The following is a 21,220-nucleotide window of genomic DNA, read 5'->3' as shown; positions in this document are numbered from 1 at the left end:
GCATCACCTCTCCGGGCCTTGCGCCCTTCTTGTCGTTATCACCCGCCATCAGCAGCGTGCCCCATCGCGGATCGATTGGGTGTAGCCTAGACAGAACGCTTGCTGAATCGTTTCACTAATCTGTCTTGGCACGTTACTCGATAATCTTCGATTCTTGAAGTCCGCCCGATGAAACACATCCGCATAACAGGAGTCGTCAACTTGAAACTCAGCGATATCGCCCGCCTGGCCGGTGTGTCGGTGACCACGGCCAGCTACGTGATCAACGGCAAGGCCGCGCAGAAGCGCATCAGCCCGGCGACCGTGGAGCGCGTGCAGGCGGTGGTGGACGAACATGGTTTCAAGCCCAACCCGCAGGCGGCTGGCCTGCGCAGCCGGCAGACGCGCACCCTGGGTTTCATCCTCCCGGACCTCGAGAACCCCAGTTACGCGCGCCTGGCCAAGCTGCTGGAACAAGGTGCGCGGACGCGGGGCTACCAGTTGCTGATCGCCAGTTCCGACGACGAGCCGGAAAGTGAACGGCAACTGCTCAAGCTGTTCCGCGCGCGACGCTGCGACGCCCTGATAGTCGCCAGCTGCCTGCCGCCCCAGGACGACGCCCTGGAGCAATTGCTGGACGAAGGCCTGCCGGTGATAGCCGTGGACCGGGTGCGTAACCCCGCGCGTTTCTGCACGGTGGTGAGCGACGACCGCCAGGCCAGCCAGCAGCTCACCGGCAGCCTGCTCGACCCCGTGCCCCGACGCATCGCCCTGCTCGGCGCGCGGCCGGACCTGCCCATCAGCGCCGAGCGCAGCGCGGGCTTCCACGATGCCCTGGCGGGGCTGCACTGCGAGGTGCTGGAACTCCAGGGCGAGGACTTCAGCCGCGCCTGCGGCGAACGCCTGATGACGGAGCTGCTGCGACGGGGCGATCTGCCGGATGTGCTGATCACCACGGCCTATGTACTGCTGGCCGGCGTACTCGATGCGTTGCGCGAGGCGGGCGACTGGCCCGAGGGGATGCGCGTGGGCACCTTCGGTGACACCCAGTTGCTGGACTTCCTGCCGCTGCCGGTGAACTCCATGTACCAGCAGCACGAGCTGATCGCCGAGCAGGTGCTGGCCCTGGCCCTGGACGCGGTGGAGCGGGATATCTACGAGCCCGGCGTGCGTGGCGTGGCGCGCCGCCTCAAGGAGCGGTAGGAGCAGTACGTAGGATGGGTTGAGCGGAGCGATACCCATCGTTTCCGAGCGGGCAGCATGGGTTTCGTTCCTCAGCGGAACGCCGCCCGACCCATCCTACAAAAGCAGTGAGTCTCAACCGGTGAAGGCCCTGGCGCGGTAGTCCCGGGGCGACTGCTCGAAATGCTTCTTGAAGGTGCGGCTGAAGTGCGCCGAATCGGTGAAGCCCCAGCGGAAGGCGATGTCGGTGATGGACTCGCTGCGCAGGCGCGGATTGCTGAGATCGGCGGCACTGCGCTTGAGGCGGGCTCGCTGGATGAAGCGGCAGACGCTGTCGCCCTGCTCCTCGAACAGGCGATAGAGCTGGCGTACCGAGATGTTCAGTTGCCGGGCCAGGGACAGCGGTGTCAGGCCGGGTTCCGACAACGACTGGTCGATCAGTTGCTGGGCCAGGCTGCGCAGGCCGGCATTGTGCGAGCCGTCCAGCTCGCTGGTGGTCTGCCCGGCCTGCTGCCGCAGGGTCGGCGCGAGCAACGCGATCAGGGCTTCCTGCAGGGCATCGCCCTCCTCCAGGCCGGCGCAGTGATCCAGTTCGCCGCCGCTGATCTGCTCCACCAGGCTACGCAGCACCCGGCCACTGGCGCATTGCTGGGACAGCTTGCCGAAGGTCGGCCGGCCAGCCGGCAGGTGGCGGCAGACCGCCTCCCGGGACAGATGGAAGGAGGCGTGTTCGATCAGGCCGAGGGGCAGGATCTCGCAGGCGCTGGCCGAATCCATCAGGGCCATTTCCCCCGGCGCCAGCTCGATGAATTCACCACCCTGGCGCAACTGGGCGCGGCCGCTGCGCTGCACGATCAGGAAACAGTGACGGTCGTCGTCATGGTCGATGGAGGTGCGCTGGCGGCGGATGCTGCCGGCGTTGGTGCGGATCTGCGCCACCTCCAGGCCGGAGAGGTCCTGGCGGGCGATCTCGCCGATGAACAGCCCGTGACTGAGGGCCGGACGCGACTCGAAGCGGCCGCAGACACCCTGCAGCGAACGGAGCCAAGAATCGAAATCGTTGGAGCGGATAGCTGGGGCAACCATCGGACACCTCCGGGAGCGGGCTTGATGCCGGCCTTGTCGTTATGTCGATATAATTAACATGTTAACCAAATACCGGCAAGCCACCCTCCGGGAACAACGAAAAAGGGCCGCATGGCGGCCCTTGGTACTGGATGTCGAGGCTCAGATATCCGGCTCGAACAGCTTGCGCTTCATCACCAGTTTCACCCACAGCAAGGCGATCACCCCCACCACCGCGAGCACCGCACCAGTGAGCAGGTAGACGGTCTGGGTCATCTCCGGCGACGGCGAATTGTTCAGCGCGATATAGCCCATGCCGAGGATGCCGACGACCTGCGGCAGCGGGTAGAAGGCCGACTTGAACGGACGCGGCAGGTCCGGTTGCCGGCGGCGCAGAACCATCACGTTGACGTGGGCGATGATGTAGGCCAGCAACCAGCTGGTGGACGCGGCGATCAGCAGGGTGATGATCGAGTCCGGCCCCATCAGCAGGAACGGCAGGGCGATGATGATGGTCATGAAGACGATGGCCATCCACGGCGTGCCGAAGCGTTTGTGCAGCACCTTCATCTGCGGGAAGGCCTGGCCGTTCTCGGCCATGCCGCAAAGCATGCGCGGCACCGCCGCCAGTACGGTGTTGACGGTGGAGCAGGTGGCGGTCAGGGCCATCACCGTGGCGATGATCACCGCGCCCTTGCCGAATACCGCGAACACGTAGTCCAGGTAGGGCAGCGGCGAGGTGGTCAGGGTCTCCACCGACAGGTAGCGGCTGGCGCCGATGCAGAAGAGCACGAACAGGCTGAAGGTAATGGCCAGCGAGAGCATCATCGAACGCGGGATGTCGCGCTCCGGCCGACGCACCTCACCGATCAGCGGGCAGATGAACTCCGCCCCCACCAGCAGCCACATGGCCAGCGCCACCAGACCGATGAAACTGCCGTCGAGGATGCCGTCCCAGCCCCAGTTCACGTCGGGCACGAAGCCCGTCGCCGGGGTCTCGGCCAGCCCACCGACCGCCGCCACACCCACCAGCAGCAGGGCAGCCACCATGGCGAAGGTGAAGACGTTCTGCAGCCGCGCGAACACATCGGTGCCGAGGATGTTCAGCCCCGCCAGCACCACCAGGATGGCGAGCGGTACCAGGGTTGCCGGGAAGACCCCGGGGAACAGCTTGTCGAGGATCGCATCCACCAGCAGCAACTCGGCGGAGAGCCCGAACATGGCCACGATCACATAGCCGGCGAACACCGCGACTATGGCCGGGAAATGGCCGATGGCCTTCTGCGTGTAGGTGGCCAGGGTGCCCGCCTGGGGGAACATCAGCGACAGCTCGGCGAAGCTCTGCACGTAGCACTGGGCGAGGATGAAGGCGACGGTGAAGGCGGCGATGAAGCCCAGCCCGCCAAAGCCCAGGCCCTGCAGCGCCGACATCATCGCGCCCTGCACCACCACTACGCCGATGCAGATGGCGATCATGGTGGCGAAGCCCAGGGGTTTCTTCGCCGGCCGGGCCGATTCGCCGGCCGCTGCCGGAACCGTCATGCCGAGGCCATTGGTGGAGGTCTTGTTCATTCTTGTATTCCTCACGGGGGATGCGCTACGGCATCGCTCAATAGGCGATGCACACGGATTTGTTCTCGGTGAAGGCCTCGATGGCCGCATGGCCCATCTCGCGGCCGATGCCGGACTGCTTGAAGCCGCCAAAGGGCATGGACGGGTCGAGCAGGTTGTGGGCGTTGACCCAGACGGTGCCGGCCTTCAGGCGCGGGATCAGGCCCATGATCTGTTTCAGGTCGTTGGACCAGATGCTCGCCGCCAGGCCATAGGGGCTGTCGTTGGCCAGGCCGACCACTTCGTCGATCTCGTCGAAGGGCGTGGCCACCAGCACCGGGCCGAAGATTTCCTCGCGCACCACCTGCATGTCCGGACGCACGTCGGCGATCACCGTCGGCTTGACGAAGAAGCCCCGCTCGCCATGGGCCGCGCCGCCGCAGATGACGCTGGCGCCCTGGGCGCGGGCGCTGTCGATCATGCCCAGCACCCGGCGCTGCTGCTTGGCGGAGATCAACGGGTTGATCTGCGCGGCCGGGTCCAGGCCGGGGCCGATGGCGAGGGAGCCGGCGATGCCATGCAGGCGCTCCAGCACCTGGTCGAAGGACTTGCGCTGCACGTAGAGGCGCGAGCCGGCGGTGCAGACCTGGCCCTGGTTGAAAAAGATCGCCCCTGCGGCACCGGCGGCCGCGCTGTCCAGGGCGCTGTCGTCGAGCACGATCACCGGGCTCTTGCCGCCCAGTTCCAGGGTGAAGCGGGTCATGTTCTCCACGGCCGCATGGCCGATCAGCTTGCCCACCGGGGTGGAGCCGGTGAAGGCCAGCTTGTCGATGCCGGGATGGGCCGCCAGGGCTGCGCCGGCCTCAGCACCGATGCCAGTGACGATGTTCACCACCCCGGCGGGGATGCCCGCCTCCAGGCATAGCTGGCCCAGGCGCAGGGCGGTGAGCGGGGTTTCGTCGGCGGGCTTGAGCACAATGGTGCAGCCGCAGGCCAGGGCCGGCACGATCTTCCACAGGGCCATCATCAGCGGGAAGTTCCACGGCACGATGGCCCCCACCACGCCCACCGGCTCCGGCACCGTGTAGGCGCGGAACTTGCCGCCGGGAATGGCGCCGATGGAGAGGTCGAGGCTCTTGCCCTCGATCTTGGTGGCCCAGCCGGCCATGTAGCGGGTGTACTCGACCCCGGCACCCACTTCGACGGCCCGCGACAGGTTGATCGACTTGCCGTTGTTCAGGGTTTCCAGCTGCGCCAGTTCTTCGCCGTGGGCCTCCAGCAGGTCCGCCAGCTTCAGCAGCAGACGCTCGCGATCGGCCGGACGCTGGGCCGCCCAGCTACCCTCGAAGGCGCGCCGTGCGGCGGCCACCGCCTGGTCCACGTCGGCCTTGCCGGCCACCGCCACCCGCGCCAGCTCTTCGCCGGTGGCGGGGTTGTGCACCGGCATCTCGCTGCCGGACAGCGCAGGACGCGACTGGCCGTCGATCAACAGGCCATGGCGGGCCTGGACGAAGGCCGCCACACGGGGGTCAAGGGCAATGCTCATCTCGATTCCTCTTCTCGCTCGGCCAGCGGGTGGCCGGTGTCTCGGATAGTCGAGTGGCACTCTGCGCCCTGCCCCGGGGCGCGATCTTGATCCTGGCTGCCGGGGGACTTGCCAATGGCTGCCAGTCGCGCTGGCAGGAAAAGCCAAACCCGCTGGCAGGCAGGTGCAAGTATTCGCCGGCGGCTTCGGGCACAAATGCAGCCACGCAGCTCGCACCGCTGCCCTAGAGGAGAGTTTTCAGATGACCACCCGCGACAGCGCCTTCTGGCACCCCATGCTGCACCCCAACGAAATGAAGCAGCGCGAGCCCATCCGCATCCTCCGTGGCGAGGGTTGCTTCGTCTTCGATGACAAGGGCAACCGCCTGGTGGACGGCGTGGCCGGCCTGTGGAACGTCAACGTCGGCCACGGCCGCAAGGAGATCAAGGCGGCCATCACCGCCCAGCTGGACGAGCTGGAGTACTTCCAGCTGTTCGACGGCATCAGCCACCCCCGCGCGGAGGAACTGGCCGCCAAGGTGATCGCCATGCTGGAGCCCGAAGGCATGCGCCGCGTGGCCTTCAGCTCCGGTGGCTCGGACGCGGTGGAAACCGCCCTCAAGCTCGCCCGCCAGTACTGGAAGCTCAAGGGCCAGGCCGACCGCACCAAGTTCATTTCCCTGCGCCAGGGCTACCACGGCACCCACTTCGGCGGTGCCTCGGTGAACGGCAACACCGTGTTCCGCCGCAACTACGAGCCGCTGCTGCCGGGATGCTTCCACGTCGACACACCGTGGCTCTACCGCAACCCCTACAGCCAGGACCCGGAAGAGCTGGCGCAGATCTGCGCCGACCTGCTGGAGCGTGAAATCCAGTTCCAGAGCCCGGACACCGTGGCCGCCTTCATCGCCGAGCCGATCCAGGGCGCCGGCGGCGTGATCGTGCCGCCGGCCAGTTACTGGCCGCTGATCCGCAAGGTCTGCGACAAGTACGGCGTGCTGCTGATCGCCGACGAGATCGTCACCGGCTTCGGCCGCGCCGGCTCCATGTTCGGCAGCCGCCTGTGGGGCGTGAAGCCGGACATCATGTGCCTGGCCAAGGGCATCTCCTCGGGCTACATCCCCCTGGGCGCCACCGTGGTCAACGAGCGCATCGAGCAGGCCTTCGCCGGCAACGGCGACTTCACCGGCGCGCTCATGCACGGCTACACCTACTCCGGGCACCCGGTGGCCTGCGCCGCCGCCCTGGCCAACCTGGACATCGTCGAAAAGGAAAACCTGCCGGCCCGGGCCGCCAAGCAGGGCCAGCACCTGCTGGAGAGCCTGACGTCCTTCCCCGAGCGCTTCGCCGCCGTGGGCGAGGTGCGCGGCAAGGGCCTGATGGTGGCGCTGGACCTGGTGAGCGACAAAGCCACCCGCGAGCCCATCGACCCCATGGGCGGCTACGCCAACCGGGTTGCCGAGATCGCCCGCGCCAACGGTGTGCTGGTACGCCCGGTGGGCACCAAGATCATCCTCTCGCCGCCGCTGGTGATCGAGCAGGAGCAGCTGGATACCATCGTCAACGCCCTCGCCATCGGCTTCCAAGAGGCCCGATAAGGATCTACTGCACGTCGGCGATACTTCGTTGCCCCCTCTGGAGGGCGCGGCCATGCTGCGCCCTCGCGCATTTGGAGCACGCTATGCAACAGGACTTCGGCCAGCAGTGCCTCATCGCCTTCAGCCAGGTGGTCCCGGCCTCCTGCTTCGCCTTCTACCGGGTGGATGAACAGCTGCGCGCGCGGGATTTCCAGCTGCTGCGCATGGACGCCCGAACCCACCGCGACTACCTGGCGCACTACCGCGATTTCGACCCGCTGCAGCCGGCGCTCTGCCTCGACGAGCAGCGCCCCGTGGTGCCGCTGGGCGACGCCATGGCGCGCCAGGCCGGAGGCGCGCGCCTTGTCTATCAGGGCTTTCTCGCCCGTCACGGTATTCACGACGTGGTGGAAGTCATCGCCCATGACCGCCAGCGCCCGGTGGCCGGCGTTTCCCTGTTGCGCACAAACAGCCTTGCGCCCTTCAGCGCCGAGGAACTGCAACGGCTCCATGGCCTGCGGGGCCTGCTGGACCTCGCCGTACGCCGGCTGCCGGATGCCCCGGCGGAGCTCGATGCCCTGGCCGGCCTGACCCCCAAGGAACGGGAAATCGCCCTGCTGCTGCGCGAGGGCCTGTCGAACAAGGACCTCGCCCGCCAGCTGGACCTCGGCCTGGCCACGGTCAAGACCCACATGATCCACCTGTTCCGCAAGAGCGGCGCCCGCAGCCGGACCGAGCTGGTGCGGCGACTGTTTCCTTGAGGCGCGCCGGGCTCAGACCGACGAGAAACCGTTATCCACGAACAGGCGAGCGCCGCTCACGAAGGACGCCTCGTCCGAGGCCAGGAACAAGGCCGCGCGCGCCACTTCCTCCGGCTCGCACAGGCGCCCCTGCTGCAACGCGATGGCGGCTTCGCTGGCGTCCACGCCCATGGCCTGCAGCTCCTTCATTTCGCGTACGCCATGGGCCGTGCGGATGAACCCCGGCGCCACCGCGTTGCAGCGGATGCCACGGTCGCGGAACTCCACGGCTATGGCCCTGGCGAACATCTGGCAGGCGCCCTTGGTGGCGTTGTAGACCACCTCGCCGGGGGTGGCGTACTCGGCCGAGATGGACGAGGTGCAGACAATGCTGCCCTTGCCCTTGGCGAGCATCTGCGGCAGCACGGCACGGGTCATCAGGTACATGCTCTTGACGTTGACCGCCATCAGCCAGTCCCACTCGTCCTCCTCCACATCGAGGAAGGGCTTCACGATCAGGGTGCCGGCGTGATTGAACAGCACGTCCGCACCACCGAAGGCGGCCTCCCCCGCCGCCACCGCGGCCTTCACCTGGTCCGCCTTGGAAACGTCGGCGCCAACACCCAGCGCCCTCGCCACCGGCCGCCTTGATCTGCCTGGCCAATTCCACGGCGGCATCACCGTTGCGGTCGACGATCACCACCTTGGCACCTTCGGCGGCGAACAGGCGGCTGGCGGCTTCGCCGCAACCACCAGCGCCGCCGCTGATGATCGCGACCTTGTCGAGCAGCCGGGGGCTTGCTGCGTGCATGGCGTACACCTCGCTTGCGTGGGAACGGTCTGACCAGCGTAGTCCAGCCGGCTCCACCTTCCGGTGATACCGCCCCTCCCACGTACCGACTTCTCCGTCAGATGGGCGGGAGGCGTTCCGCGAGCGAAGCGAAACCCATCAAACCCGTGTGATCCCGAGGTATGGCCTGATCAGAACTTGGCGCTGGAGACCACACCGGCGTACCCGAGGCAATCCTCGATCCGGCGGCGCTGCATGTCATTTAGTTCGTCGAGGGAGAAATAACGGTATTCGGAATGCTCGAAGCTGAGCTGGATGGGCGCCGGTTCTGCCAGTTCGCAGCGAAAGATGAACGACTGCGACTCATAGGCGCTGTGGTAGTACACGCCGGTGAGGTGATGGGCGACCACGTTTACGCCGAGCTCTTCCCGGCACTCGCGCTCCAGGGCCTCGTGGATGGTTTCGCCCGGATCGAAGGAACCGCCCGGCAACCCCCAGCCGCATTCGCCGTAGGTAGCCTTGAGCATCAGCACCTGATTGTCCTGGTTGGTGATCACAGCGTGAGAGCTGAGGCGGAAGCGATCGTGGTAAGCCATGGGGGTATCCGGCCGGTTGCGAAAAGACCGGCAATTCTACGCAAGCCTGGCTCACCTCAACCATCCGGCCGTCGTGATCCGTACCTCCACCTTCCGGTTGATATCGCCCCCTCCCGCTCCAGCCGAACATGGCGCCATCCCCACCCAATGGAGCTGTGCCATGACCACCCAACCCGAATGGATCACCGTAGGCGCCCTGGCCGACGGCTTCGCCCCCGAAGCCTTCATCCTGCCGAACCTGGCGGACCTCGCCGGCAAGGCCTTCACGCTGTACTTCGCCAACGGCTGGCGGATCGAGCACCGCTTCGGTACCGAGCAGCTGGCCTGGACCACGGCCGACGGCAGCGGTGGCGAGGCGCCCTACCGCGCCACCTCGGTGCGCGAAGGCCTGTACCTGGTGGATTTCCTCAAGGAAGAAGACGGAGGCTGTGTATCCGTCAGCCTGGTGCTGGATATCGCCAACGCCGCATTCACCGCCGTGCTCGGGCGCATGCCCAGCGAGACGGAATCGCGCGGTGACCTGTTCGCCAGGGCCCTGGCCGGCGGCGAACTGACCACGGTGCAGGCCGAATTCCTCCAGGGCTCGATCGACCGCCCCTGGCGAGAAGGTGCCTGCCCCCACGCCCCGACCCGCGAGCTGGTGGGCCTGCGCAACCTCTATCGCTACAGCCCCAGCGAGGTCTACGAGCACATCTACCTCAACGACAACTTCTACAGCTGGCAGTGCCTGAAGGGGGTCGAGCAAGGCCTGGCCGACACCGACCGCTGCCACTATCTGAAGATCGCCGACGAGCTCTACCTCTTCGTCTGGCGCGAGAAGATCATCCCCACCCTCGGCCTGGTGCTGATCGACCTGAAACACCACCGCAGCGACGGCAAGATCTGCGGCTATGCCGGCGGCGATTTCGGCCAGCTGTCGAACTTCCCGGTGAGCTCGCACTGCAGCGTGCTCAACCGCACGGAATACCCGCAGTAAGCGCGCGCCCGGCCCCGTCCCCACAAGCAAAAAGCCCGGCTTGTGCCGGGCTTTGAGGGGGTGAAGCCTGTTGCGATCAGCTGACGCGCTGGACCTGCAGCAGACGGTCGGAACCACCTTCGGCTACGCGGAAGCCATTGGTGCGGTCAGCGCCACCTTCGGCGATGCGATTGGCGCCAGTGCGGTCGGCACCACCTTCAGCGATGCGATTGGCACCGGTGCGATCGGCACCACCTTCAGCGATGCGGTTGGCGCCAGTGCGATCGGCACCACCTTCAGCGATGCGGTTGGCACCGGTGCGATCGGCACCACCTTCGGCAACGCGGTTGGCGCCGGTACGCTCAGCGCCACCTTCGGCAACGCGGTCCAGAACCATGAAACCACCTTCAACGGCCACCGGATCGACGACCAGGATGGAGCGGGCTTCCTTCGACTCACCCAGCACGGGTTGCTCGTTGGACGGCAGGGCGAAAACGGAAGTGCTCAGGGAAACGATGAACAGGGCGGCGAAGGCTTGGGTTTTCATGATCGTGGGCTCCTCGATGGGGGCTGGAAACTGGGTACGGAGCCAATCTTACGGACCTGCCATTGATTAAGAAGTGATCAGTCGAGATAGCAAAGATCGACGTTGTTAATAGTGTCAAAACACCTTCCTGATCAATCAGTTACCCAGGTAATCGAGGCTGTCGGCGGAAGAAAGCGCCACCCCATCCGCCATGGACAGGACCAGGCGCAACCGAATCAAGTTAAGATATTAACTTTCATCCATCGCCGCGTTCCGTCCACACCTCCATGCCTGATTCCCGTCCCTGGCCCGCCGCCGTCCGCGCCCTGCGCCACCGCAATTTCCGCCTGTACTTCGCCGGCCAGGCCATCTCCACCCTGGGCAGTTGGCTGCAACAGGTGGCACTGGCCTGGTTGATCTACCGCCTCACCGGTTCCGCCGCGCTGCTGGGGGTGACCACCTTCGCCGCGCTGCTGCCGCAGTTGCTGGTGGGCCCGCTGGCCGGCGCCTGGATCGATCGCCACGACAAGCGCCGCCTGCTGATTGGTGTGCAGGGCCTGCTCGGCTTGCAGGCCATCGCCCTGGCGGCGCTCACCTACAGCGGCCTGATAGGCCCGACGCTGATCGTGGCCATGGCCGCGCTGCTGGGCGTGCTCAATGCCTTCGACACGCCACTGCGGCAGTCGCTGCTGAGCCGGTTCGTCAACGGCAAGGACGACCTGCCCAACGCCCTGGCGCTGAACGCCATGCTGTTCAACAGCTCGCGCTTCATCGGCCCGCCGCTGGCCGGCCTGCTCCTGGGCTTCACCAGCGAGGCGACCTGCTTCGCCCTCAACGCCCTCTCCTACCTGGGCCTGACCGCCGGCCTGCTGGTCATTCGCATGGCGCCCACGCCACGCGCCCCGGGCTCGACCGGCGATGTGTTCCGCGAAGGCTTGCGCTATATCGCCGGCCGGCAGCCGATCCGCCTGATGATGACCAGCGTCCTGGTGATCAACCTCACCGCCTCCAGCTACGCGGTGCTGCTGCCGGTGTTCGCCAAGGACATCTTCGCCGGCGACGCGCGCACCCTCGGCTGGCTCTGGGGTGCCGCCGGCCTCGGTTCGTTGCTGGGGACCTTGTTCCTCGCCAACCGCCATGCACTGCCGAGCCTGGTGAACAGCATCATGGCCTGCGCGCTGGCGGCGGGCGCCGGCCTGCTGGCCTTCGCCGCCAGCCAGCAGCTCGCCTTGTCGCTACTGGCCATGGCCGTGCTCGGCTTCGCCATCACCAACTGCAACGTCGGCACCAACATCCTCCTGCAGACCCTGGCGCCGGAACATCTGCGCGGCCGCGTGGTGGCGCTCTACACCTCCACGCGCTTCGGCTTCGACGCCATCGGCGGCCTGCTGGTGGGCGTGCTGGCGGAGCACTTCGGCGCCCCCTGGGCCATGGCCGGCGCCGGGGTACTGTTGCTGGCCTATTGCGCCTGGCTGCTGCCGCGCCAGCGCCGGCTAGGGCGGGAACTCACCAGCATGCCCCGGGAGGATGGCTGAGGCATGACCCGGGATGTCGACGAAAACCGTGTCGTGCTGAGCTACTGTCTGGCGCTCTGGTAAGGCGTTGTAGGGGCTGATTCATTCGCGAAAAGGTGCGACGGGCGCCTCGACGACTCCATCGTAGGAGCGAGCTCTGCTCGCGAAGGGGCTCGATGGCGAGCAAATCAGGCGCGTGCAAGCGGGCATGTGGAGACATTTGCGAGACGGGACCACGGGCCGCTGCGCGCCCCTTCGCGAATGAATTCGCTCCTACAGCAAGAAGGTCGTGCTACGGACCGGCAGCGGCGCTCGTGACGTGTTGGGCCCCCATCCGGCCTAGTGCCAGTCTTGTAGGTTGCGGCCAAGCGCAGCGCGGCCCAACGTTGGTTGCGGGAGCCGGACATCGGACGTTGGGCTTCGCTGCGCTCGCGGTACGCCGCCCGGCCCAACCTACCTATCGTTTCGGCTCAGAGGCTGAGCAGCCACAGGCAGATACCCGGGAAGGCCACCAACAGGACGATGCGCAGCAGGTCCGAGGCGAGGAACGGCAGCACGCCCTTGGCGGTTTCCAGGTAGGGCACATCGCGCGCCACCTTGTTGACGATGAACAGGTTCATCCCCAACGGCGGGTGGATCAGGCCGATCTCCACCACCATCAGGGCGAGGATGCCGAACCAGATGGACTTCTGCACCTCGCTCATGCCGTAGAAATCGAGGCCCATGACCACCGGATAGAAGATCGGGATGGTCAGCAGGATCATCGCCAGGGAATCCATCACGCAGCCCAGCAGCAGGTACAGCAGCAGGATGCTGCAGAGCACCAGCATGGGCGCCAGACCGCTGGCCTGGACCCACTCGGCCAGCTCGGTGGGCATCTGGGTCAGGGCCAGGCCCGCGTTCAGCAGGTCCGCCCCCAGCAGCACCAGGAAGATCATCGCGGTGGTCTCGGCGGTGCCCAGCAGGCTCGCGCGCAGGCCGCTCCAGTCCAGGCCGCCCTGCAGCAGCGCCAGCAGGCCGCACGCCGCGGCGCCGATGGAAGCCGCTTCGGTGGGGTTGGCCCAGCCGCCGTAGATGCCGACTATCACCACCAGGAACACCCCCAGCACCGGCAGTACCTGGAGCAATGCCTTGAAGCGCTCGCCGGCGCTGGCTGGTTCGCTGTGGCGGTGGCCTTCCGGTTCGCGGGCCACCATCAGGCGTACCACCACCAGGTAACCCAGGGCCGCCAGCAGGCCCGGCACCACGGCGGCGACGAACAGCTTGGCAATGGATTCCTGGGTCAGCACCGCGTAGATGATCAGCGGCACCGACGGCGGGATGAGGATGCCCAGGGTGCCACCCGCCGCCACGGTGGCTGTGGCCAGGCGCCCGGAGTAGTTGTGCCGGCGCAGCTCCGGCAAGGCCACCTGGCTCATGGTGGCCGAGGTGGCCAGGGACGAGCCGCAGATGGCGCCGAAGCCGGCGCAGGCACCGATGGCCGACATGCCGAGGCCGCCGCGCAGGTGGCCGACGAAGGCAGCCGCGCAACGGAAAATGGCCTTGGACAGGCCACCATGGGTGGCGAACTGGCCCATCAGCACGAACAGCGGGATCACCGCCAGGTCGTAGTTGGACAGCCGTGACCAGGCCAGGTTGTTCAGGCTGAACAGCAGCGCCGAGAAGTCGCCGTCGTTCACCGCGAGAAAGCACAGGGCGCCGCCCACCATCATGGTCAGGCCGATGTGCACCCGCAGCACCAGCAGGGTGAAGGTGGCGGCCAGCGCCAGCAAACCCAGGGACAGTCCACTCATTGCGGTTGCTCCCGGACGAGGCAAAGAAAGGTTCGCGCGCCAGCGGCGAGCGCCAGCAACAGCAAGCTCGGGACTATGGCCAGCAGGGGCAGCCACAGGGGCACCGAGAGCAGCGTGGAGACCTCGCCGTACTCGCGGCTCTCCAGCACCTGCAGGCCGGTGCGCCAGGCCAGCAGCAGGGCCACCAGCAGGCACAGGAGATGGGCGAAGGCGTCCAGCCAGGCCTTGGCCCGTGCCGGCAGCTTCAGGGTGAAGGCGTCCACCTTGATGTGCTGGCCACGCAGCTCGCAGAACGGCAGGAAGGCCGCGATGGCGATGGCCGCGCCGATCTCCATCAGTTCGATATCGCCCTGGATGGGTGTGGCGAACAGCTTGCGGCCAATGATCGACACCAGGGACATGGCCACCAGCGCCAGCAGGATGAGGCCACCGCCCAGGGCGAATGCCTGGGTTGCTCGCAGCAACAGGCCGGCGGCAGGGCCCGCCTCCTCGGCGGGAGTGTCAGCGAAGGACAGGGACTCGTTCATGGCGGATCACCGGGGACCGACGGACAGTGCACGGGCACCATCCAGCAACACCTTGCCGTCCAGCCCCCTGCCGCTCGCGTCAACGGCCCAGGCATCGGCAACCGGTGCGGCGGCCTGGCGCATGGCCGCGTAGTCGGGCGCGGTGATGCTCACCATCTGCTCGCCCGGGGTGGCGGCGCGGGCCCGATCGAGGAAGGCGTCCCAGGCGTCGGCGAAGCGCTCGTTCAGCGCCGGACCACTGTTGCGCTCGATGATGGCCTGGAGGTCCTCGGGCAGGCTGTCGAATTTGCGTTGGTTCATCAGCATGGCCAGCACGGTGTAGGCGAAGGCGGGCTCCCCGGCGGGAATCGCGGAATGGCGGTCGGTGACTTCGTCCAGCTTGGTCGGCGGCACCACTTCCCAGGAGGCCAGCGCGCCGTCCACCACGCCCTTGGCGATGGACTCGGTCATCTGCGCCGGCGGCATGCTCACCGGGGTCGCGCCCAGGGCCTGGAGCAGCTTCGCGGCGGTGCGGCTGGAGGCACGCAGCTTGAGGTTCTTCAGGTCGTCGAGGTTGGCCACGGCCTTGCCGCGGGTGTGGATATCCATGCCGCCGTCGCCATGTACGGACAGCACCTTGTAGCCCTTGAAGTCATCGCGGGCGTACTGCTCGTAGTACTTCCAGATGATCGGGTTGCCGGCCCTGGCCCCGGCGGGAAGCATGAAGGGCAGCTCCATGGCCTCCATGCGCGGGAACTTGCCCGCCGAGTAGGCCGGCGCCGTCCAGACGATATCGGCCACACCGTTGCGCGCCATGTCCGCCAGCTTGGCCGGGGTGCCGCCCAGCTGCATCGAGGGGTAGAGCTGGCACTTGAGGCGCCCGGCGGACTCGCTGGCCAGCTGCGCGCACCAAGGCTCGATGATATTGCGCTGGGCGTTGGAGCTGGCGGGCAGGAAGTGCGCGACCTTGAGGGTATGGGTGGTTTGCGCGAGAGCGGCGCCCGAGGTACAGGCGACAGCGAAGAGGACGGCGAGCTTGGACATCTTCATGGGTTGAGCCTCGTTGTTCTTGTTGGATGCCCGCCGCGCGGGGTGCGGCAAAGGCGCGAAGATCTCGTTAACATATTCAATATATCGTTAATAACTTAACGACTATGCCGCCACTGTCAACCTGGGCAACTCCCACGGCCCGGCAGGCGCCGTCTCCCGGTTGGCTGCAGGCCTGGACGCATCAAGGTGTTGCGCTGCGGTTCGCTCTGATCTTTGGGAAATTTCCCAGGCTGGGAAACGCAGGTATCCGACTGTCGCCCGGATGGCCTATTGCCGACAGTGCTCCGCCGAAGGCCCTTTGAAAGGGCCGCGCGACCTTCCATAGGCCAACCGGAGACAACAACAATGACCTCTCTCCGCCCTCTGCTCTCTTCCCTCGCCATCGTGTTCACGTCCCTCGGCTGTGCCCCGGCCACGGCCGGCTTCCTGGAGGACAGCAGCGCCAGCCTCGAGCTGCGCAACCAGTACATCAACCGCGACTTCCGCCAACACGATGCTCCCCGCTCCAAGGCCGAGGAATGGGCCCAGGGCTTCATCGCCCGCTTCGAGTCAGGCTTCACCGAAGGCACCCTCGGCTTCGGCCTGGACGCCCGCGGCGCCCTCGGGGTGAAGCTGGATTCCAGCCGCGACCGCCGTGGCACTGGCCTGCTGCCCTTCGGCCCCAATTCCGGAGAACCGGTGGACGACTACAGCGAGCTGGGCCTCACCGCCAAGCTGCGCGCCTCCCACAGCGTCCTGCGTCTGGGCACCCTGCTGCCGACGCTGCCGGTGGCCCACTACAACAACACCCGCCTGCTGCCCTCCACCTTCCATGGCGGCATGCTCACCAGCCAGGAACTGCAAGGCCTGGAACTGAACCTGGGACGTCTGACCCGCGCCAACCCCCGGGACTCCGCCGGCTTCGACGACATCGGCTACGCCGGGCAGACCAGCGACCACTTCGACTTCATCGGCGGCACCTGGAGCGCTACCCCGAACCTGGCCCTCAGCGCCTATGGCGCGGAGCTGGACGATATCTACCGCCAGCACTTCGCCGGCCTGGAACACAGTCTGCCCCTGGGGGAGAACATGAGCCTTGCGAGCGACCTGCGCTGGTTCCACAGCCGTGACACTGGCGCGGCCAAGGCCGGGCGCATCGACAACCGCAACTTCAACGGCATCCTCGGCCTCAGTGTCGGCCCCCAGCGCTTCTCCGCCGGCTGGCAGTTGCAGTCCGGCGACAGCGCCTTCCCCTACCTCAGCGGCGGCGATCCCTACGTGGTCAACCTGGTGACCTTCAACACCTTCACCCGGCCCGGGGAAGACTCCTGGCAGCTGCGCTACGACTACGACTTCGCCAGCCTGGGCATCCCCGGCCTGAGCTTCATGACCCGTTACATCAGCGGTGACGGCGTACGCCAGGGCGCGGTACGCAACGGCCGCGAATGGGAGCGCGACAGCGACCTGGCCTACATGGTGCAGAGCGGCCCGCTGCGCGGCTTCAACATCCGCCTGCGCAACGTCACCTTCCGCTCCGGCAATGGCCTGCCCCAGGACATCGACGAGAACCGAATCGTACTGGGCTATAGCCTGGCGCTCTGGTAACGGGATAGCCGTTGTAGGAGCGAATTCATTCGCGATGCGGGCCAACGGGCCGCTGCGCGCCCTTCGCGATTGAATTCGCTCCTACAGCAAGAAGGTCGTGCAACGGATTGGCAGCGGCGCTCGTGACGTGGTGGGCGACAACACGTCAGCGCCAGGCCTCTTCCTTGTCCCCGGCCTTGCGCAGGCGGTATTCGCCGGGGCTCATGCCGGCGTTGCGGGCGAAGAAGCGGCTGAAGTAGGCCGGGTCCTTGAAGCCCAGCAGGTAGCAGATCTCGTTGGCCGAGCTGCCGGTGAACAGCAGCAGGCGCTTGGCTTCCTGCATCACCCGATCGTGGATCAGGCGCTTGGACGGCAGGTCGGCGATGCGTCGGCAGATGTCGTTCAGGCGCGCCTCGGTCACCCCCATCTGGCTGGCGTACTGGCCCAGGGGCCAGTGCTCGCGGTAGTGGGCCTCGATCAGGCCGTTGAAGCGGTGGAACACCTGCAGGTCCTCGTGGCGCGCCGGCTGCGCCTTGAGCGAGCGGGCCGAGAGGCGCAGCAGGCTGATGAAGATCAGCCGGGTCAGCGCCGACAGGCTGGCCTCCCGCCCGGGCCGGTCGGCGGCGAACTCGGAGCGGAGCTGGTCGAACAGCAGGTCCAGGCGCTGCACCTCCTCGCGGTACTCCTCCCCCAGCTCGGCGAAGGCCACGCAGACCGGCGCGATCTGCGGCCCATCGGCCAGGCCCTGCTCGGCCTCCAGCAGCGGCCAGACCAACTGCTGGCGGACCGTGAGCACATGGCCGTCGGCGTCCTGCTCGGTGACGAAGGCATGGGGAATGGTCGGCGGCGTGAGGAAGAACAGCGGCCCTTCCTGGCGGTACTGCTGCTCGTCGAGGTAGACCCGCACCGCCCCGCTCTTCACGTAGTGCACCTGGAAGAAACGGTCGTGGCGGTGCACCGGCATGTTGCGGCCGAAGAAGTCCGCCAGCTTGCCGAGGGCCTCGTAGTGCACTTCGGCGTCGGCGTAACGCTGGTCGTAGACCCGGCCGATGTTGATGTTGGGGATGGGTTGGCGCTCTGCCATGGCGACCTTCTCCGCTGCCTTCGCCCACCTTCGATGACGAATGGCGAAGACGCAAGGCTTGACGATCATTAACATGTTAAATATAACGTTAACACATTAACGAAACCCTCGTTACGGGTGCGCCTGCTGTCACCGCCCACCCGCTTTTCTGCCACAGGAGACGACCATGCGCCCCGCCCTCGACCACGTCGCCACCGGCACCCTGTTCGGCGTTGCGCTGAACTACCGGGGCCTGCTGGAGAGCCGTCTGCAGGAGTTCCAGCAAGCGCCCTACCAGAAGCCGCCGGTCAAGCCGGTGCTGTTCATCAAGACGCCCAACACTCGCAACGGCCACGGCCAGCCGGTGGTTTATCCACAGGGCGTCGAGCGCCTGCAACCGGGCCCGGCCCTGGGTGTGGTGATAGGCCGGAGCGCCAGCCGGGTGCGCGCCGAAGACGCCATGGCCCATGTGGCCGGCTACGTGATCGTCAACGAGTTCAGCCTGCCGGAAGAGAGCTACTACCGCCCGGCGGTGAAGGCCAAGTGCCGCGACGGCTTCTGCCCCCTCGGCCCGGAATTCGTCCCGGCAGCCGATGTGCAGGACCCGCATGCGCTGACCCTGAAGCTCTTCGTCAACGGCCAGCTGCGCCAGGAAAACACCACGGCGAATCTCGTGCGCGGCATCCCGCAGCTGATCGAGGAGATCAGCGAGTTCATGACCCTGCACGAAGGCGACGTGCTGATCACCGGCACCCCGGAGGGCCGCGTCGACGTGCAGCCGGGCGATGTCGTGGAAGTGGAAATCACCGGCCTCGGCCGTCTCGCCAACACAGTGGTCGCGGAATAAGGAGCCCCCGATGAAACACGCACGCATCCGCCATCAGGGCGTTATCCACAGCGTCACTGTCGAAGAGGACAACGCAGTGCGCCTGGCCGATGGCCGCCTGCTCGCCGAAGACGCGGTCGAGTGGCTGCCACCGGCCACCGGCAGCATGTTCGCCCTGGGCCTGAACTACGCCGACCACGCCGCCGAGCTGTCCTTCAAGGCCCCCACCGAACCGCTGGCCTTCATCAAGTCGCCGGGCACCTACACCGGCCACAACCAGGTCACCTGGCGCCCGGACAACGTCGCCTACATGCACTACGAGTGCGAGCTGGTGGCGGTGATCGGCAAGCCGGCGCGCAATGTGAAGCGCGAGGACGCCCTCGCCTATCTCGCCGGCTACACCGTCTGCAACGACTACGCCATCCGCGACTACCTGGAGAACTACTACCGGCCCAACCTGCGGGTGAAGAACCGCGACGCCACCACCCCGGTCGGCCCCTGGATAGTCGATGCCAGTGACGTGGCCGATCCCTCCAGGCTGAAGCTGCGCACCTGGGTCAACGGCGAGCTGAAACAGGAAGGCACCACCGCCGACATGATCTTCGACATCCCCTACCTGATCGAATACTTCTCCAGCTTCATGACCCTGCAGCCGGGCGACATGATTGCCACCGGCACACCGGAGGGCCTGGCCGACGTGGTGCCGGGCGATGAAGTGGTCGTGGAAGTGGAAGGCGTGGGCCGCCTGGTCAACCGAATCATCAGCGAAGGTGAATTCTTCGCACGTAAGAACGAGGCATGAACACCATGATCAAGCACTGGATCAACGGCCAGGAAGTCGAAAGCAAAGAGGTTTTCGTCAATTACAACCCGGCCACCATGGACCCCATCGGCGAAGTCGCCAGCGGCGGTGCCGAAGAGATCGCCGCCGCCGTGGCCGCCGCCAAGGAAGCCTTCCCCAAGTGGGCCAACACTCCGGCCAAAGAGCGCGCCAAACTGATGCGCAAGCTGGGTGAGCTGATCGATGCGAACGTGCCGCACCTGGCCGAGCTGGAGACCCTGGACACCGGCCTGCCGATCCACCAGACGAAGAACGTGCTGATCCCCCGCGCCTCCCACAACTTCGAATTCTTCGCCGAGGTCTGCACCCGCATGGACGGCCACAGCTACCCGGTGGACGACCAGATGCTCAACTACACCCTCTACCAGCCGGTGGGAGTGTGTGGCCTGGTCTCGCCGTGGAACGTGCCGTTCATGACCGCCACCTGGAAGACCGCGCCCTGCCTGGCCCTGGGCAACACCGCGGTGCTGAAGATGAGCGAGCTGTCGCCGCTGACCGCCAACGAACTGGGCCGCCTGGCCCTGGAAGCCGGCATCCCGAAAGGCGTGCTGAACGTGGTACAGGGCTACGGCGCCAGCGCCGGCGACGCCCTGGTCCGCCACCCGGACGTGCGCGCCATTTCCTTCACCGGCGGCACCGCCACCGGCCGCAAGATCATGCAGACCGCCGGCCTGAAGAAGTACTCCATGGAGCTGGGCGGCAAGAGCCCGGTGCTGATCTTCGACGACGCCGACCTCGACCGCGCCCTCGACGCCGCGCTGTTCACCATCTTCTCCCTGAACGGCGAGCGCTGCACCGCGGGCAGCCGGATCTTCATCCAGGAGTCGGTGTACGACACCTTCGTCGCCGAGTTCGCCGCCCGCGCCAGGCGCCTGATCGTCGGCGACCCGCAGGACCCGAAGACCCAGGTCGGCTCGATGATCACCCAGGCCCACTACGACAAGGTCACCGGCTACATCCGCATCGGCATCGAGGAAGGCGCCACCCTGCTGGCCGGCGGCCTGGAGCGCCCGGCGAACCTGCCGGCGCACCTCACCCGTGGCCAGTTCATCCAGCCCACGGTGTTCGCCGATGTGGACAACCGCATGCGCATCGCCCAGGAAGAGATCTTCGGCCCGGTGGTCTGCCTGATGAAGTTCAAGGACGAGGCCGAGGCGCTGAAACTGGCCAACGACACCGAATACGGCCTGGCCTCCTACATCTGGACCCAGGACATCGGCAAGGCCCATCGCCTGGCCCGTGGCATCGAAGCCGGCATGGTCTTCATCAACAGCCAGAACGTGCGCGACCTGCGCCAGCCGTTCGGCGGCGTGAAGGGCTCGGGCACCGGCCGCGAAGGCGGCCAGTACAGCTTCGAGGTGTTCGCCGAGATCAAGAACGTATGCATTTCCATGGGGGGCCATCACATTCCCCGCTGGGGCCTGTGAGCCCGCCCACGATCTGCTGCGCGTCGGAATAACTGCGTTGGAAATGGCTTCGGAGTGCTCATTTACAACTCGTAAACTCCGCCTCCTCAGCCATTTCCGCCTTGTTCTTCTCTAGCTCGCGCGATCGTGAACAGACTCACAAGCTGTCGAAA

18 protein-coding genes and 1 pseudogene are annotated in these 21,220 nt (G+C 66.5%); 9 read left to right on the top strand and 10 right to left on the bottom strand.

What is annotated here, in order from left to right; genetic code table 11:
* Nucleotides 1-201: 201 nt before the first annotated feature.
* Nucleotides 202-1,182, top strand: a complete 981-nt coding sequence (gene cra / locus PCA10_RS08175) for a catabolite repressor/activator (RefSeq protein WP_016491585.1) — start codon at nt 202-204, stop codon at nt 1,180-1,182.
* 114 nt (nt 1,183-1,296) lie between these two features.
* Here cra and feaR read toward each other — a convergent pair whose 3' ends face one another.
* From feaR to PCA10_RS08160, 3 genes are all read right to left on the bottom strand, one after another.
* On the bottom strand, nt 1,297-2,247 hold the full coding sequence (feaR, locus tag PCA10_RS08170) for a transcriptional regulator FeaR (RefSeq protein ID WP_016491584.1): 951 nt from the start codon (nt 2,245-2,247) through the stop codon (nt 1,297-1,299).
* Between the two features lie 141 nt (nt 2,248-2,388).
* Nucleotides 2,389-3,798: an APC family permease gene (locus PCA10_RS08165; protein WP_016491583.1), complete on the bottom strand. Its 1,410-nt coding sequence runs from the start codon at nt 3,796-3,798 to the stop codon at nt 2,389-2,391.
* A 37-nt stretch (nt 3,799-3,835) separates the two neighbouring features.
* Complete coding sequence (locus PCA10_RS08160) at nt 3,836-5,323, bottom strand: aldehyde dehydrogenase family protein (protein ID WP_016491582.1); 1,488 nt, start codon at nt 5,321-5,323, stop codon at nt 3,836-3,838.
* 241 nt (nt 5,324-5,564) lie between these two features.
* On the opposite strand from PCA10_RS08160, the gene PCA10_RS08155 reads away from it, so the two are divergent.
* Together PCA10_RS08155 and PCA10_RS08150 are read left to right on the top strand one after the other, a co-directional pair.
* Nucleotides 5,565-6,899, top strand: coding sequence for an aspartate aminotransferase family protein (locus PCA10_RS08155; protein WP_016491581.1), 1,335 nt, complete (start codon nt 5,565-5,567; stop codon nt 6,897-6,899).
* An 83-nt stretch (nt 6,900-6,982) separates the two neighbouring features.
* A complete protein-coding gene (locus tag PCA10_RS08150; protein WP_016491580.1) occupies nt 6,983-7,639 on the top strand; it encodes a helix-turn-helix transcriptional regulator in 657 nt (218 codons plus the stop codon).
* 12 nt (nt 7,640-7,651) lie between these two features.
* Here the strand turns inward: PCA10_RS08150 and PCA10_RS08145 are convergent.
* Together PCA10_RS08145 and PCA10_RS08140 are read right to left on the bottom strand one after the other, a co-directional pair.
* Nucleotides 7,652-8,429: pseudogene (locus tag PCA10_RS08145) on the bottom strand (SDR family NAD(P)-dependent oxidoreductase).
* Between the two features lie 170 nt (nt 8,430-8,599).
* Nucleotides 8,600-9,004: an NUDIX hydrolase gene (locus tag PCA10_RS08140; protein WP_016491578.1), complete on the bottom strand. Its 405-nt coding sequence runs from the start codon at nt 9,002-9,004 to the stop codon at nt 8,600-8,602.
* 160 nt (nt 9,005-9,164) lie between these two features.
* Between PCA10_RS08140 and PCA10_RS08135 the strand changes: the two genes are divergently transcribed.
* Complete coding sequence (locus tag PCA10_RS08135; RefSeq protein WP_016491577.1) at nt 9,165-9,980, top strand: molybdenum cofactor biosynthesis F family protein; 816 nt, start codon at nt 9,165-9,167, stop codon at nt 9,978-9,980.
* 76 nt (nt 9,981-10,056) lie between these two features.
* Here PCA10_RS08135 and PCA10_RS08130 read toward each other — a convergent pair whose 3' ends face one another.
* Nucleotides 10,057-10,506: a hypothetical protein gene (locus PCA10_RS08130; protein ID WP_016491576.1), complete on the bottom strand. Its 450-nt coding sequence runs from the start codon at nt 10,504-10,506 to the stop codon at nt 10,057-10,059.
* 266 nt (nt 10,507-10,772) lie between these two features.
* Here PCA10_RS08130 and PCA10_RS08125 point away from each other — a divergent pair, with 266 nt between their 5' ends.
* Nucleotides 10,773-12,020 (top strand): MFS transporter, encoded by a 1,248-nt coding sequence (locus PCA10_RS08125; protein ID WP_016491575.1) that lies wholly within the window; start codon nt 10,773-10,775, stop codon nt 12,018-12,020.
* A 449-nt stretch (nt 12,021-12,469) separates the two neighbouring features.
* On the opposite strand, the gene PCA10_RS08120 is transcribed toward PCA10_RS08125, so the two are convergent.
* From PCA10_RS08120 to PCA10_RS08110, 3 genes are read right to left on the bottom strand one after another with little or no spacing between them, the layout of a single operon-like run.
* The gene (locus PCA10_RS08120) at nt 12,470-13,792 is read right to left on the bottom strand and encodes a TRAP transporter large permease (RefSeq protein ID WP_016491574.1); all 1,323 of its coding nucleotides are present in this window, start codon (nt 13,790-13,792) and stop codon (nt 12,470-12,472) included.
* Nucleotides 13,789-14,319: a TRAP transporter small permease gene (locus tag PCA10_RS08115; protein WP_016491573.1), complete on the bottom strand. Its 531-nt coding sequence runs from the start codon at nt 14,317-14,319 to the stop codon at nt 13,789-13,791. Before PCA10_RS08115 ends, PCA10_RS08120 begins: the two co-directional genes overlap by 4 nt.
* Before the next feature lie 6 nt (nt 14,320-14,325).
* On the bottom strand, nt 14,326-15,348 hold the full coding sequence (locus PCA10_RS08110) for a TRAP transporter substrate-binding protein (protein WP_016491572.1): 1,023 nt from the start codon (nt 15,346-15,348) through the stop codon (nt 14,326-14,328).
* Nucleotides 15,349-15,693: 345 nt separating this feature from the next.
* Between PCA10_RS08110 and PCA10_RS08105 the strand changes: the two genes are divergently transcribed.
* On the top strand, nt 15,694-16,932 hold the full coding sequence (locus tag PCA10_RS08105) for an OprD family porin (protein WP_016491571.1): 1,239 nt from the start codon (nt 15,694-15,696) through the stop codon (nt 16,930-16,932).
* Nucleotides 16,933-17,077: 145 nt separating this feature from the next.
* On the opposite strand, the gene hpaA is transcribed toward PCA10_RS08105, so the two are convergent.
* Nucleotides 17,078-17,995: a 4-hydroxyphenylacetate catabolism regulatory protein HpaA gene (gene hpaA, locus PCA10_RS08100; protein ID WP_016491570.1), complete on the bottom strand. Its 918-nt coding sequence runs from the start codon at nt 17,993-17,995 to the stop codon at nt 17,078-17,080.
* A gap of 166 nt (nt 17,996-18,161) precedes the next feature.
* Here hpaA and PCA10_RS08095 point away from each other — a divergent pair, with 166 nt between their 5' ends.
* From PCA10_RS08095 to hpaE, 3 genes are read left to right on the top strand one after another with little or no spacing between them, the layout of a single operon-like run.
* Entirely contained in the window at nt 18,162-18,821 is a 660-nt protein-coding gene (locus PCA10_RS08095) for a fumarylacetoacetate hydrolase family protein (protein WP_016491569.1), read from the top strand.
* 10 nt (nt 18,822-18,831) lie between these two features.
* The gene (locus PCA10_RS08090) at nt 18,832-19,602 is read left to right on the top strand and encodes a fumarylacetoacetate hydrolase family protein (RefSeq protein WP_016491568.1); all 771 of its coding nucleotides are present in this window, start codon (nt 18,832-18,834) and stop codon (nt 19,600-19,602) included.
* 5 nt (nt 19,603-19,607) lie between these two features.
* A complete protein-coding gene (hpaE, locus tag PCA10_RS08085; RefSeq protein WP_041770575.1) occupies nt 19,608-21,068 on the top strand; it encodes a 5-carboxymethyl-2-hydroxymuconate semialdehyde dehydrogenase in 1,461 nt (486 codons plus the stop codon).
* Nucleotides 21,069-21,220: the final 152 nt, after the last annotated feature.

Origin of the sequence: Pseudomonas resinovorans NBRC 106553 (assembly GCF_000412695.1) — a bacterium.
Classification (GTDB): Bacteria; Pseudomonadota; Gammaproteobacteria; order Pseudomonadales; family Pseudomonadaceae; genus Metapseudomonas; species Metapseudomonas resinovorans_A.
This window is presented reverse-complemented; position numbering and strand designations above follow the sequence as displayed.

Coding starts and splice junctions, on each gene's coding strand:
- PCA10_RS08110 (WP_016491572.1), bottom strand. CDS start 15,348: ATGAAGATGTCCAAGCTCGCCGTCCTCTTCGCTGTCGCCTGTACCTCG.
- PCA10_RS08150 (WP_016491580.1), top strand. CDS start 6,983: ATGCAACAGGACTTCGGCCAGCAGTGCCTCATCGCCTTCAGCCAGGTG.
- PCA10_RS08115 (WP_016491573.1), bottom strand. CDS start 14,319: ATGAACGAGTCCCTGTCCTTCGCTGACACTCCCGCCGAGGAGGCGGGC.
- PCA10_RS08095 (WP_016491569.1), top strand. CDS start 18,162: ATGCGCCCCGCCCTCGACCACGTCGCCACCGGCACCCTGTTCGGCGTT.
- PCA10_RS08120 (WP_016491574.1), bottom strand. CDS start 13,792: ATGAGTGGACTGTCCCTGGGTTTGCTGGCGCTGGCCGCCACCTTCACC.
- PCA10_RS08125 (WP_016491575.1), top strand. CDS start 10,773: ATGCCTGATTCCCGTCCCTGGCCCGCCGCCGTCCGCGCCCTGCGCCAC.
- PCA10_RS08165 (WP_016491583.1), bottom strand. CDS start 3,798: ATGAACAAGACCTCCACCAATGGCCTCGGCATGACGGTTCCGGCAGCG.
- feaR (WP_016491584.1), bottom strand. CDS start 2,247: ATGGTTGCCCCAGCTATCCGCTCCAACGATTTCGATTCTTGGCTCCGT.
- PCA10_RS08160 (WP_016491582.1), bottom strand. CDS start 5,323: ATGAGCATTGCCCTTGACCCCCGTGTGGCGGCCTTCGTCCAGGCCCGC.
- hpaA (WP_016491570.1), bottom strand. CDS start 17,995: ATGGCAGAGCGCCAACCCATCCCCAACATCAACATCGGCCGGGTCTAC.
- PCA10_RS08130 (WP_016491576.1), bottom strand. CDS start 10,506: ATGAAAACCCAAGCCTTCGCCGCCCTGTTCATCGTTTCCCTGAGCACT.
- hpaE (WP_041770575.1), top strand. CDS start 19,608: ATGATCAAGCACTGGATCAACGGCCAGGAAGTCGAAAGCAAAGAGGTT.
- PCA10_RS08140 (WP_016491578.1), bottom strand. CDS start 9,004: ATGGCTTACCACGATCGCTTCCGCCTCAGCTCTCACGCTGTGATCACC.
- PCA10_RS08090 (WP_016491568.1), top strand. CDS start 18,832: ATGAAACACGCACGCATCCGCCATCAGGGCGTTATCCACAGCGTCACT.
- PCA10_RS08155 (WP_016491581.1), top strand. CDS start 5,565: ATGACCACCCGCGACAGCGCCTTCTGGCACCCCATGCTGCACCCCAAC.
- PCA10_RS08105 (WP_016491571.1), top strand. CDS start 15,694: ATGACCTCTCTCCGCCCTCTGCTCTCTTCCCTCGCCATCGTGTTCACG.
- PCA10_RS08135 (WP_016491577.1), top strand. CDS start 9,165: ATGACCACCCAACCCGAATGGATCACCGTAGGCGCCCTGGCCGACGGC.